This is a genomic window from Pontiella agarivorans (genome assembly GCF_034531395.1).
Lineage (GTDB): Bacteria > Verrucomicrobiota > Kiritimatiellia > Kiritimatiellales > Pontiellaceae > Pontiella > Pontiella agarivorans.
Map to the genome: position 1 here is coordinate 727,221 of NZ_JARVCO010000002.1, position 14,423 is coordinate 741,643.

The window sequence follows — 14,423 nt, forward strand, 5'->3', positions numbered from 1 at the left end:
CCGGCCGGGAAAAGGGACTGTAGAATGAAAACATGTGGAATGCTTTTTTTTGCTGTATTGATCTTCGGAAGCCTGCAGGTTTCAGCGGATGAACAACTGTTATTTGATTTTTCAGAAGTCGACAGTATTAAAAATGCGGAAGCCAAGGGCGCTTCCTTTTCCCTGGTGACAAACAACGTCGGAACGGCTGTGCGGGTAGATACCGGTTCCGTCAGTAAATGGCCGGGGATGACGTTGTCGCTGGGAGGAGGGCTGGATGCCTCTGCCTATAAAACCGCGACCGCGCAGATCACTAATCAGGGCGATGTCCCGTTAACGGTCTACTGGCGTATCGACAGTGAGAGCCGTGCGGATAATGGGGAGAAGAATCAGAGATCCGCGAGCAAATCCATTGCGCTGGCGGCCGGGGAAACGAAGCGGCTACGGTATCCTTTGTTTCCGCATATTGACTATCCCGGCGTGAATCCTGATGAGTTTTTCGGGATGCAGGGTAAGCCGTTTTCCAACCGGCATGCTCTGTACCTGGAGCACTTGCGATCCTTTACTTTTTATCTTATTCAGGATGGTGTATCGCGGAGTTTTGAAATAGGAAAAATTCAGCTTGAGGATAAGCGGCCCGACGGAAACCGCGGGGTCAAAAAAGCGGTTATTCCCAAGAAAATGTTTCCGTTGATCGATGAGTTCGGTCAGTTTAAGCATGCGGACTGGCCGGGAAAAACGCATTCACTAAAGCAGTTGAAGCAGGCGCGAATTAAAGAAGATCTTTTTTTGAATAAAGCCGGACGTCCTGCATCCTGGAACCGTTTCGGAGGCTGGAAAGACGGTCCGCGGCTTGACGCAACGGGCTGGTTTCGTACGGAAAAATATGAAGGAAAATGGCATTTTGTAGATCCCGCAGGAAATCTTTTTTTCTCCCTCGGCATTGATGGCGTAAGTTTTCCTCCGGGTACGATTCTTGATGATCGCGAGCATTGGTTCGAACGTGTTCCTTCGGATTCTCCAAAAACCGCTGAATTCTGGTTCGGCTATAAACCGGGGCTTAAACGTTCACATTGGTATAATCGTGATGTTCGGGCTTTTCGTTTTCATAAGTTCAATGTCAGAAGGAAGTATGGAGAAAATTATGAGGAGGAATTTGCTGAAACCGCCTGCAGAAGACTGCCGGCATGGGGAATCAATACGCTGGGAAACTGGAGCGCACCGGATGTCTACCTGAAAGGTAAGCTGCCTTATGTGGCTTATCTTCGTCCGCAGTCAAAACGGGTGGAGGCATCGCAGGGTCACTGGGGTAAATTCTGCGATGTTTTTGATGAGGATTTTGTGATGAAGCTGGAAAAGCAGCTGTCGAGGTATCCAATTGCCGAAACCATAGATGATCCGATGTGCATCGGTTATTTTGTGGATAACGAACTCAGTTTCGGCGACACGGTTTCTCTTGCGCTGGCCTCCCTTTGTTCGCCGGCGGATCAGAAATCGAAACAGGTTTTTATTGCGGATCTTCAAAAAAAATATGGGGACATTGAAGCATTGAATTCGGTCTGGAAGTCTGAGCATGCCTCATGGAATGAGCTTCTCGATTATACCGAAGCGCCTGATCTGGACGCGGCGCGTGCGGATCTGGAAGCCTTCTACACAAAATTTGTCCGCACCTATTTCAAAACTGTGCATGATGTTTTGGAGGAGTTTGCGCCGAATCATCTTTATCTGGGCTGTCGTCATGGATCTCATGCGGCGATTAATGATGTCGTCATGCAGGCCAATATTGAATACGCCGACGTGGTGAGTTTTAATATTTATGCGCGATATCTTTCTGATAAGGCTTCCCGTCTTGCTCTCGCCGGCAATAAACCGATTCTGATTGGCGAGTTCCATTTCGGTGCGCTGGACCGTGGTATGTTTGACGGCGGTCTGGTTCCTGTTGCGGATCAGATGGAACGGGCTGACGCGTTTTCTCAGTATGTTTTGGACTGCGTCAAACATCCCAACGTGATTGGTTGTCATTGGTTTCAATACGTCAACTCGCCTACAACGGGCCGGGTGTGGGATTTTGAAAATTATCAGATCGGTTTCACAGATGTATGCGATACGCCTTATTCGGAGCTGATCGAAGCCAGTCGCGCAGTGGGTGAGCAGTTATATGGACCATAAAAAAGGGCATGCTTTTCACGGCCTCAGGTGCACTTAAACTACACCAAGACGACCGTTTTTTACAAGACATGACTTCCCGCCGTCCGTACTGTCTTAAACTATAAACTATAGTCATTATATATTCTAAGGAGCGATTATGAAGAACACGGACGGCAGGGGCACTCAATCCAGAAGAAGTTATTTAAAACGTTCAGCTATCGGAGCGGGTGTTACAGTTCTTCCGTCCTACCTGACCGCAGCCCGGAAAGAGGGCGATAAGTTGCCGCCAAGTGAGCGGATCAATCTGGGATGTGTCGGTGTGGGCGGGCGCGGCAGTAATGTTATTCGGAGCCTTGCTGGTAGTGGGGCCCGGCCGGTTGCATTCTGTGATTTGGATTTTGAACTTCCGCGTGCTGTTAAATCGGTGGTGAAGGCCTATCCCGACGTTCCGCGATTTAATGATTTCCGTGTGATGATCGAAACCATGGATAAGGATATTGACGCGGTGAGTGTTGCGATTCCGGATCACTCCCATTATCCGGCGGCCATTCTGGCGATGTCGATGGGTAAACATGTATATGTTGAAAAACCGTTGACGCGTACATTTGAGGAATCTGAAATCCTCATGCGTGCCGAAAAAAAATACGGTGTGGTGACGCAGATGGGTAATCAGGGTCATACGGGTAATGGAATCAACCTGTTCGGCAAAATGGTGGATATGGGACTGTGCGACGGAATCACTCGGATGGCCGCCTGGAAGACGCCGGGGCTCTGGTTTATGAAAAAGAATGAACGTATTTCTCTGCCTCTGGTTAAGGGTACGGTTCCGGCATCGCTGAATACCTACGATCTGTGGTGCGGTCCGCGCAGAAAACTGCCGTATAATGATTTGTATCATCCATTTAATTGGCGGGGATTCTATGAATACGGTATGGGCATGCTTGGGGACTGGGGAGCACATATTGTCGATTTTCCCCATGATAAACTCGATATGGGACTGCCTACCGAAATCAAAGCAATCCATATGGAAGACCATAATAAAGTATTTTATCCGCTGGAATCCTACCTTTCCATGCATTTTCCCGCGCGTGGGAAAAATCGCCCGGCGATTGATATGACCTGGCACGACGGACCGAACTGCTGGCCGGAAGTGCCGAAACAATTCTGGGAAAAAGATCAGAATGGAAAACCGCTGCGGCCGCGCTTGAATGGGGGAGGGACCCTGTTGTACAGCGATGAAGGTGACCTGGCCATTCTGCGGGGAAATCATGCAGATATTCCTCGTCTGATTCCAAGAGATCAGCACATCAGATATTATGATGAGTTAAAAGAAGGCAGCAAAGCGGATAAGGGTTCCGGGAAACATTTTTCTTCCTTTGTTCGGGCTTGTAAGGGCGAGGGGCAGACAAATTCTCCCTTCAGTATTTCGGGTAAATTGTCGCAGGTTCTTGCGCTGGGAACGATCGGGCAATATATGAATACCGAGCTGGAATTTGATCCTGTTAAAAAACAGTTTATCGGAAATGATGAGGCCAACCTGTTGCTTAATCCCCCGGCTCGTGCTGGATGGGAAGAGTTTTATAAGATGGCTTAAGCATGACCTCCTACCGGGCTGAGAAGGCCGGCGCGTATCTTTTATCATGCGCATCGTGAACTGAGAGCGCGCCAGTATACCGCCATGCCCGGTCAGCAGTGTACACTTCTCCTCCTGATGGATACTTCCTGATTATACTCCTGCCGTGGAAAAGGATAACGAATTATAGAACAGGGTGTTGAGGAGAGGGAAAGGGCGCGCCGGTTGATGTTCCGGTATTGTAAAGCAGTCTGAACAATACGAAAAATGAACGGATAAGGACGGGAACGAATATGAAAACAGGTATCGTGTTAATGGCGGCAGCAACATTTTCCTTCGGGGTCATGGCGGAATGTTCTTTTATTCCGATCTTTGATGGGAAGACCATGAATGGATGGCATATTTTAGATGTTGCTCCGGAAGATAAATATTATGCAACGGATGAAAACTTTTTTGCAAAGGATGGTGCCATCCACTGCTTTCAGTCGGAAAGTAAGAAGGGCGGATTGGTGCTGTCGGATGGAAAGTACGATGATTTTGAACTGCTGTTTGAATTTAAAAATGCTTGGGGTTGCGATTCGGGCATCATGATTCGCTGTAACGAAAAAGGGCAGGGCATTCAGATTTTGAATGACTATCTGAAAGACGGTGTTGTCGGCTTTCCTTTCGGGGAAGGAACCGGTGGTTATTTTTCACGGCCCGTTGTTTTGAATATGCATGATGGCAAGGTTATTGGGGAAGATATCTATGATGCGGTTGATAAAGATAACCTTTTGTATTCAATCGATGCCAAGGGCTGGAATGCTCTCTGGAAGCATGGGGACTGGAATCGGATGAAAATTCGTTGTGTTGGCCCTGAGCCCCGGATTGTGACCTGGATCAATGGCGTGAAAATTATGGAAATGGATGGGGCAACCTATAAAGCACGCGGTTTAAAAGATGCAGTAAATATGAATTGGGATGCCAAATCCGCCTGGAACAGGAAGAAGATTCAACAGATTACCGGGGGTAAAGGATCCATTGCTTTTCAGATTCATCAGGGCGGTCGCTGGGCGCAGGGCGAATCGGTGCAGTATCGAAATATCCGGATTAAAGAGCTGAAATAATCAAGCGGGCTTTGACGGGGCGGTCAGAGTTGGCGGCTGGTACGGCCGGTGTTGTTGAAAGGCCGGACGTCGTGGTGATTGCTAGTGATGATCCGGGGTATGCCGACGTCGTTCTTGAGGTGTCCGATAATCAGGGTTGTTAAAATTACAGATTCTCTGTTCGGATTTTCGGAGGAAAATGTCTGATGTTATTTTAAAATAAAAAGAACGTTATGTGCCGGAATAAACAGGGGAAGCGTTCCTGTTATTTAACCATAATCAATGGAAATTTTATGAAAGTACAACAACTGCTAATGAGTACGCTGGTGTATGCGGGAGCCGTTGCGGCGGAATGGGAACCCGTGAAGAATTCAATGTTAACCGTGTGGGGGAAAAAGGTTGATGCATCCAATGTCTGGAACGAATATCCCCGCCCGCAACTTGAGCGAGAAAACTGGGTGAACCTAAATGGAATGTGGCAATACGAGGTGGTTGGTATAGATCACGTTCAGCCGGTTTTTGGAGAGAAGGAGATTTTGGTTCCTTTCGCGCTGGAGGCCCCATTGTCCGGAGTGGGTCGAAAGCTTGGGGTTGATGAAGCCTTGTGGTACCGGCGGGTGTTTGATTATCGCGAAAATAAAAATTCCCGGCTATTACTTCATTTTGAAGCCGTTGATTATAAAAGTGAAATATGGGTTAACGGCACGCGGGTGGGAATGCATGTCGGAGGAAACCTTCCGTTCAGCTTTGATATCAGCAGTCACGTAAAGCCTGGGGAAAACGAGATTGTTCTAAAGGTTGTTGATGCTACAAATCAACGTGGAAAGTATCAGCTGCGCGGTAAACAGGTGCTTCAGAATGGGGGAATAACCTATACGCGGGTTTCAGGAATCTGGCAGACCGTATGGTTGGAAAACGTGCCGGAAAATTATATTGAATCGCTTAAGATCGATACTGAGCTTTCCGGAAATATTTTTATTAAACCCTCAATTATAGGGAAGGGATCGATTCGCACATCGGCCTCTCTTAATGGAAAAAAAGTGGCTGAAGGCGGCGAGATTCTGAATATTCAGAATCCGCAATTCTGGTCCCCGGAATCCCCGGTACTTTACGATCTTAAGATTGAGCTTCTCTCCTCAAACGGGGAGGTTATGGATTGTGTGAAATCATATGCCGGCATCCGTGAAGTGGGCAAACGCATCGATGAAAACGGGAATTGGAGATTAACTCTGAACGGGAATGATATCTTTCATTGGGGACCGCTTGATCAGGGATGGTGGCCGGATGGACTGCTAACGCCTCCTTCAGAAGAAGCTATGCTGTTTGATATGAAGTACCTTAAGGAGGCCGGCTTTAACATGATTCGGAAGCATATCAAGGTAGAGCCCCGTCGATTTTATTATCAGTGTGACAAAATGGGATTTCTCGTTTGGCAGGATCATGTTTCCGGCGGCCAGAGAGCCGGAGCACCCAAAGATGCAACGGAAGATGAGAAAAAAGCAGCGTTGGCAAGAAGTGAGTGGCCGGAGTGGATCCGTCTTCATGATAAGCCGAGCGATGTTGAGCCGGAAAAAGTCTGGCCGGACTGGGCGCATAAACAGTGGATGATTGAACTGAAAGGAATGGTTGATCATCTTTATAACCATCCTTCAATTGTGGTTTGGGTTCCATTCAACGAACGTTGGGGGCAGCACTGTACTATGGAAGTCGGACGATGGATCAGCCAGTATGACCCTACCCGTACGATTAATATTGCCAGCGGTGGAAACTTTTTCCCGATCGGTGATATAGCTGATGAACATGCCTATCCGCATCCGCGATTTCCGCTGGATGATTCCCGTTATAAAAATTATGTAAAAGTCATTGGTGAGTTTGGAGGACATGGCTGGCCTGTTAAGGGGCATCTCTGGAAAGAGCAGAAGAAAAACTTGGGATATGGCGGACTGCCGAAAACCATTGAGGAATTTAAAGAACGGTATCGTAAATCCATAGAGCTTTTAAGTGATCTGAAACGAAAAGGTATTTCGGCGGGAGTCTATACTCAAACTACGGATGTTGAGATAGAGATCAACGGTCTCCTGACCTATGATCGTAAGGTATTGAAAATTCCTGCTGAGGAACTCAGAAAACTGAATGCAATTTTAAATGAATAGAATGGGAGTCCGGTTCTTATAAGAAGCGCGGGTTTATTCCGGTCGTCAGGGTGGGTGTCGTAAAGGTTGGTGAACCTGTTCATAATATAGCCCATTAGACAGGTATTTTTTCAGGCTGAGATCCATCAGTTTATTCGTTCCTTGCTTACAGGTAAACCTATACAGGAGCGATATGAAAAACACGTGGAAACTGATGTTGTGGATGCTGGCACTTGCCGGTTCTGCGGCGGCAAATGAACAGCCGAATATTCTGTGGATCATTACGGATGATCATCGGGCGGATTCGGTTCAGGCCTATAACCGGGCAACGACCGGTAAAAATTACAACCCTCTGGGTTTTGTGATGTCGCCGGAGGCGGATAAACTGGCGGAAGAGGGTGTTCTTTTTACGCGGGCCTATTGTAATTCGCCGGGTTGTGCACCGAGTCGCACATCGATGCATTACGGCATGTATCCGCACCACAGCGGTCACTATGGGTTTGAGACATCGCATCGCGATACCGCATTCAGCAAACCGTTTCTTCCTGAAATGATGGCGGACCTTGGTTATACGACGGCCTCCTTCGGCAAAACGGGGTTTTATGTTTTTAAAAACAGTCCGCGGAAATATGATAAAATCGATTTTTATCAGCATGAAGTCAGTATGCGCCAGATCACCGATAGCGGCCTTTCGGACTGGAGCAAGTACAGCAAATGGGCGGAGGGTAAAAAAGCCGGATCGGGGGTTCGGTGGCGTTTCAAGAACCGGGTGCTTGATTATTATATTCCCGTTGACGGTGAAATGGATGCTGAAAATGCCCGGGTCAGGAAACAAGCCGAAGAAGAGCTGGATATTCTCTATGCCTACAAACGGAATAATGCCGGTCTGATTATCGGCGGGCAGAGTCCGTCCTCCGCTGAAAATACGATGGATGGACACATTGCAGGTTCGATGATTGATTTTCTTCAGCATGCCGGAAAGAAATACAACACGCCTTATGATACGGCTATGGAAGGACCGAATCCGGATAAACCGTTATTTGTTCACCTCGGATTCCATTTTCCTCATACCCCGACCTTGCCGTCGAAAGAGTTTCGTGACCTTTTCATGGCAAAAGAAAAAGAAATTCCGTACCGGGTTCCGGACTTCAGTAAAGAGGAGCTCGAAAAACTGCCGCCGCAGATGCAGCTCTGGTTTGAAAAGACCAACTTTGCGGATATGACCGAAGCGGATAAAAGGCAGTCGATTCGTGACTATTATGCTTTTTGTGCCATGGGCGATCACCTCGTTGGGCAGTCTGTGGAAGCGTTCAAAGCGTACAGCAGAAAACAGGGGCGCGACTGGCTGATTCTGTATGTGATCGGCGACCACGGATGGCATTTGGGTGAGCAGGGCGGAACATCAAAATTTGCACCGTATGATAAATCGAATCACTGTGCGGTTATTGCCGTTTCTTCCGATAAACAACGGTGGCCGGCCGGGAAGGTCTGTCGCAACTGGGTGGAATTTGTTGATATTGCGCCGACGCTGCTGCAGGGCGGCGGAGCTGATCTTTCTGAAGAAGCATTCGCTCATCTTGACGGTGTTTCAATGAAGGATGTGCTGGCCGGCAAAAATACCCGTCAATATGTCATCGGCGAAATGAATCATGTGATCGGTCCGCGCTGCTATCTGCGTTGCGACGATTTTGCTTTTTCCATGCGTAACCGCGAAAAGAACGGAAAGGCTTTCGAAAAGTGGGGGGATAAACCGGGGGTAAATATTAAATGGGCTCTGGAGGCGCCGCGCGAAAAAGTGGAAATGGTTCTTTTTGATCTGCGTGTAGATTCAGGGGAACAGAACAATGTGGCTTATGATCCGGAGTATGCCGCTCTGGCAGACTGGTTCCGTAATAAACTGGGACGTATTACGCTGGGTGACGGCCGGGTGGAATGCGACTGGAAGCATCCCGATGATTATATGATTACTGACTTTGCCAAGGGGGCCCATGACGGGAAACTTGATATTCCGGCAGAGCTTATTCCAACCATTTAAGGAGAACATAATGAAAAAACGGTTACTGCTTTTTGCGCTGGTTTCAGCCGCGGTTTATGCTGCGGACAAACCTAATATTGTTGTGATTATGGCCGACGATATGGGCTTTGAGGACACAGGTTTCACGGGTTCAGAAGATATCCGGACTCCGAATCTTGATCGGCTGGCTGCGGAAGGTGTGGTGTTCGAACAGGGCTATGCCAACCACCCGTTCTGCGGGCCGAGTCGTGCGGCGTTTATTACCGGCCGGTATCAGCACCGCTTCGGTTTTGAAACCAATCCGGCCTATGACCCGGCGAATACGGCGCTGGGACTGGACCGGGATGAAATTACTTTTGCACGTCGTCTGCAGGATGCCGGCTATACGACCGGGGTCATCGGAAAATGGCATCTGGGGTCCGCTGAGGATTTTCATCCGCTGAACCGGGGCTTTGACTATTTTTACGGTTTTCTCGGAGGCGGACATGATTATTTCCGGATCGACCTGACCGCTCCCGTTAAAGAGGGTTATCTGCAGGGGCTGGTGCGCAATAAACAGCCGGCTGGTTTTGAAGGCTATCTGACGACCGCCCTCAGTCGGGATGCGGTTCAGTTTGTGGAAAACAACAAGGAGGATCCTTTCTTTCTGTTTGTGTCGTTTAACTGCCCGCATGCACCGCAGCAGGCCCCGAAGGAGGATATTGCGCGGTATGCGCACATCCAGGATTCCAAACGCCGTGCGTATTGCGCCATGGTGGATATCATGGATCAGGGCGTCGGCGAAATTATCCAGGCATTGGAAAGAAACGGTGTGCGGGACAATACCTTGGTGGTCTTCACCGCCGATAATGGCGGACCGCAGCCGAGAGATGGAAAAACCGGGGGATGGAACGGATCGTCCAATGCGCCGTTTCGCGGAGGAAAGGGTAATTTGTATGACGGCGGTGTGCATGTTCCTTTTATGGCGAACTGGCCCGCTAAATTTCCCAAAGGAAAACGTTATCGCTATCCGGTAATCTCGCTGGACATCGGCCGGACTGCGGTTGAAATCGGGGGAGGCGATCCAATGACGGGAAAACCGATGGAAGGCGTCAATCTGCTGCCGTATGTGACAGGACAGAAAAAAGGGGCTCCGCATGAGGCGCTGTTCTGGCGTGGAGGAAGCAACTGGTCGGTGCTGGCGTCCGACGGAACCAAGCATCTGAAGGACCGCGATAGTAAGAAGCCGCAGCTTTTTTATCTGCCCGGCGATGTTTCTGAATCCAATGACCTGCTGAACAAACAGCCTGAACGTGCTGCCGCGTTGCGGGCTGCATGGGAAAAGTGGGATGAAGGCAATGTGGCCTGCCGACTGCTGGGCTATAAAGATTATCATAAAAAACGCGATGCATTTTATGAACAGGCCGTTCCCGAAGCGTCTAAAAAGGAAGGCTATAAACCGCAACTGAAAGACACCTTTAAACCCTAGCAATATACTGTTTTTCGGGAGATGTATGAGGCGTACGGCTTGACCGTGCGCCTTTTTTATAGACCATTGGATAGGTTGCTGATGTTAACGTTTCCATTTAGATTGTTTCTAAATTAGGGGAATATAAAAAAGAGGGTGATTTATGCGACTGGACATCAACACAGCACTGGTGTTGTCTGCCTGTATTTCCATTCAGGCGGCTGTGATTTGGGAAGAGGATTTTGAGGCGGTAGCGGTTGGCACTGTATCCGGTAATAATCAGACGCTTGCGGGATCCGTCGTTCAGACCGCCAATGGGGCCTCCGGTACCGTGGTGAATGCGGCAACGGATCCGGTTGCGGCCGTAGCTTTTTCGCTGGCTTCGGGAAACTTTTTACGTCTTTCCTGTGATGATAATGCTTTTGCCGCAATACGTCCTTCATTGAATCCGATTGAATTTGATCCGGTATCAAACACCAATACGTACACCCTGTCATTTGATCTCTATCTGCCCTCGGCAGTCGGCATTCCTGTGGGGGATATCCAGCCCCGTTTCAAGTTGAACGGTGCCGGGGGAAACGGCGCTGTCGACGATACGTTTGCGACCAATACGGCAGGACAGTATCATGTGGTGTATACCGGACTGATTTCTGATTTTATTGCCACGGATGTGGATGAGGCGCGTCCCTTTATTGGAATTGATCAGGATGGAACGGTGCTCAATGATTTTCTGTATATTGACAATATCCGTTTTGTTCTAGGCGCTGAGACGCCGCTTTCCAGCGATGCCTGGTTTGAAATGCTGCGAACGCAGCGGGTGGAGTCTGATCCTTCGATTGTGTGGCGCCAGTTTGGTCCGGGGATGTCGGGGAACAATTATCGCATTTACTGGCATCCGACCGATCCGGATGTCGTTTTTCTTGGTCCGAATATGGGCAATGGCTTCCGTTCCGAAGACCGTGGTACGACGTATGAGGGCATTCTTGATTATGATGGGAAAGGGCATGCGTTTGATGAACGGGGACCGAGTGAAATCAATTCCCCCGATTTTTCGCGGCAGCATCCGGATCTGGGTTTCTGTTCCCGCGAAGCGGAATCAAAACTGTATAAAACGACGGATCGGGGAAAAACATGGACCCGTATGACGTCAACCGAACCGGTTTGGGACGGTAAGCGGCTGAACACAATTGCCGTTGCGCCGTCGAACGATCAGATCTGGTATATTGGATCGGGCGATATCAATGACCGGAATAAATATTTTTTCACGGCGGCACAGCCCCACGGCTACGGCAGTGCATCCGGGCATGAGGCTAAAATATGGAAAACATCGGATCAGGGCGTAAACTGGAGCGATATCACTCCGGCGGGAATCAATCCGAATGCCTGTATAGTCCGGATTATTGTTCATCCTGAAGATGCGGATACGGTCTGGGCGGCGACCACGTACGGCCTGTATAAAACCACGGATGGCGGTGTGAGCTGGACGGCGAAAACCGGCACAGGACTCGATAACGATATCATCCGTTCATTTGATATGCATTATGATGCGTCCTCCGGCGATGTCACCTTATATGCCGTTGATCAGGTGATCTGGGCGGATGCCGGAAATACAGTAACCAATGCCGGCGGCGGGATTTTCCAGAGTCTGGACGAAGGAGAATCGTGGCAGAATATCAACGGAAATCTCGGAGTGGATATTTCGGTACTGAAATCCGACTATCAGCTTAAAAAATCGTATTTCAGCGCGCTTGAAAAATGGTTTGGCATTTCTGATGCGGAATCGGTTTATACTGTTTATCCAACCAATCTGATGAACAATTTCAGTATGGTTCGGGTTGATCCGAACGATGCCGGGAAAATCTTTATTCTCAACGATTATAAACACTATGGCGGTTCAACGACGTTTCGCGGCGGAATGGTCTGGCGGACGGATGACGGCGGCGCACATTGGTATGCCACGCTTCGTAATGGAACCGCCTGGGCGGGAATTCATAAAAGTTACTGGGAAGGGCGGGGTACTCCGACCGCACACAATATGTTCCTGCGCGGCCAGAAAAAGTGGGAGCAGCGCGATTCCTATGAGCGCAAGGCCGGTTCGGCCATTGAGTTCAATGCCGACGGCTCCATGCTGATGTTTCAGTGGGCAAAAACGCTGGTGGTGTCGCTGGACGGTGGGGATACCTGGGAGGAAATCGATGAAATCGAAGTGACCCCGGGTTCGGAAATCTGGGTGGCGGCGGAGAACAGCAATTTGCCGGGGCACGGGCTTAAACAGGATCCGCGTTTCCCGAACACCGTTTTTCTGCCCAGTGGTGAAAATGATTTCTGGGTTTTGGAACCGGGCGGAGATTCCGTGCGTTCCGGATATCAGGCCGCGCGGCGTGTGGAAATGGGCAGTTCCGAATATTCCTGTTCGGATGTTGCGATTCACCCAACTGATACCAATATTATTTACACGCTGCAGTTTCGGCAGGCATCGGCCGGGGATCTGCTCAGATCCACCGATGGCGGAAAGACGTTTGCGGAGCACGGTGTTGCTTTGGAATGGCCTCCCGGAGAATCGGAAAATACAAGCATCGATCAGCTCTGCCTGACGATACATCCGGATGATCCCGATTATATGTTTTTCTGCGTGCCGGATGATGCGGCGGTGCATGGTTATGTCTGGGACCCGCAGATCAGTTTGACGACCGGCGTGCGGCGAAGTACGGATGGCGGTCTAAACTGGGAATGGGCCAATAACGGACTGCCGTCGGAGGATGTGGTTGGTCTGCGGCTGGATCCGAATAACAGTTCGAATCTCTATGCCTGCGTATACGGAAACAATGGAGGCCTTTATATTTCCACCGATTATGCGGCATCGTGGTCAAAATATACTAAACTGCCGGAACAGATTTACAGTGTATCGGATATCCATTTTTCCAATGACGGGAAAATCTATGTTTCCTGCGGGAAACACAGCGATTATGACGTGGATGAAGGCGGGGTCTGGATGAGTGCTGATGGCGGTGACTCCTGGACTCAGATTTTTAAAACGCATTGGGCGCGGATGACAAAAACCGCCGTTTATGACCCCGATGTGATTCTGGTGCAGATGAACAGCAAGGGAGCATCCGATATTCAGAATCCGGGAACCTATCTTTCTAAAGACGGAGGTTTGAGCTGGATTAAAATCAATACCGGCAATCCGCAGTCGGACCGCGTGAATGATATCGCCATCGATCAGGTGGTTCGCGACCGCTATTATGTTTCAACTCAGGGATGCGGTTGGCTGCGCGGTGATCTGGTGGACACAAATAATGCGGCACCGGTTTTTGTCCGGACGCCGATCGTTCATTCCAATGCGGTCCCGGAGGTATTGTATTCCGATTCGCTGAACGGGGAAGCTTCGGATCCGAACGGGGATGCGATTGATTATTCATTAACGCTTGGTCCGGACTGGGTCAGTGTGGCGGCGGACGGTGCGCTCAATGTTTTCCCGCCCGCCGGTGCAGTGGGCCGATATCTCTGCCAGATTCAGGCGGATGACGCTGCAGGCATGAGTTCGCGTGAAACCCTGTATGTGACGGTCAGCACAAATGCATCGGCTTATTTTGCATCCTGGTTGCGGGACTATCCAGGCATTGGAATTCAGGACGGTACAGTCGACGACCCGGACCTCGACGGACTGGATAATCTGCATGAATATGCTTTCGGCGGAAATCCAGCGGAAGCTGATGTCCCTGCGGGGATCGTTCCAACCTTTGGAACGGGATCTTCCGGCCTTGAATATGTTTACCGGCGAAGAAAAGACGCCGAAGTCCGCGGACTGGTCTATACGTTGCAAACGACAACCAACCTGATGTCCGGAAGCTGGACGAATTCGGGATATACGGTCGGAGGAGTCGGCGATCTTACCGATTATTTCGATGCGGTTACCAACTCGGTTTCCGCGGCCGACGCCGCACGTTTTCTGCGTCTTGAACTTAAATGGTCCGAATAAATTCAGGTTTTTTGAAAATAGAACCTATTCTATTGGATAGATGTGAACGTAAACATCATGTAC

General features: G+C 49.5%; 7 protein-coding genes. All 7 read left to right on the forward strand.

The genetic code is table 11. The features are described 5' to 3' along the window. Positions 1 to 24: 24 nt before the first annotated feature. Positions 25 to 2,148, forward strand: coding sequence for a hypothetical protein (locus P9H32_RS02940; RefSeq protein WP_322607371.1), 2,124 nt, complete (start codon positions 25 to 27; stop codon positions 2,146 to 2,148). A 136-nt stretch (positions 2,149 to 2,284) separates the two neighbouring features. Next, entirely contained in the window at positions 2,285 to 3,721 is a 1,437-nt protein-coding gene (locus P9H32_RS02945; protein ID WP_322607372.1) for a Gfo/Idh/MocA family oxidoreductase, read from the forward strand. Between the two features lie 272 nt (positions 3,722 to 3,993). Further along, positions 3,994 to 4,806: a 3-keto-disaccharide hydrolase gene (locus P9H32_RS02950; protein ID WP_322607373.1), complete on the forward strand. Its 813-nt coding sequence runs from the start codon at positions 3,994 to 3,996 to the stop codon at positions 4,804 to 4,806. A 272-nt stretch (positions 4,807 to 5,078) separates the two neighbouring features. Beyond that, a complete protein-coding gene (locus P9H32_RS02955; RefSeq protein ID WP_322607374.1) occupies positions 5,079 to 6,938 on the forward strand; it encodes a glycoside hydrolase family 2 protein in 1,860 nt (619 codons plus the stop codon). Positions 6,939 to 7,110: 172 nt separating this feature from the next. Continuing rightward, positions 7,111 to 8,952 (forward strand): sulfatase-like hydrolase/transferase, encoded by a 1,842-nt coding sequence (locus tag P9H32_RS02960; protein ID WP_322607375.1) that lies wholly within the window; start codon positions 7,111 to 7,113, stop codon positions 8,950 to 8,952. Between the two features lie 10 nt (positions 8,953 to 8,962). After that, positions 8,963 to 10,399: a sulfatase-like hydrolase/transferase gene (locus tag P9H32_RS02965; protein ID WP_322607376.1), complete on the forward strand. Its 1,437-nt coding sequence runs from the start codon at positions 8,963 to 8,965 to the stop codon at positions 10,397 to 10,399. Positions 10,400 to 10,541: 142 nt separating this feature from the next. Next, on the forward strand, positions 10,542 to 14,360 hold the full coding sequence (locus P9H32_RS02970) for a VPS10 domain-containing protein (RefSeq protein WP_322607377.1): 3,819 nt from the start codon (positions 10,542 to 10,544) through the stop codon (positions 14,358 to 14,360). Positions 14,361 to 14,423 lie beyond the last annotated feature (63 nt).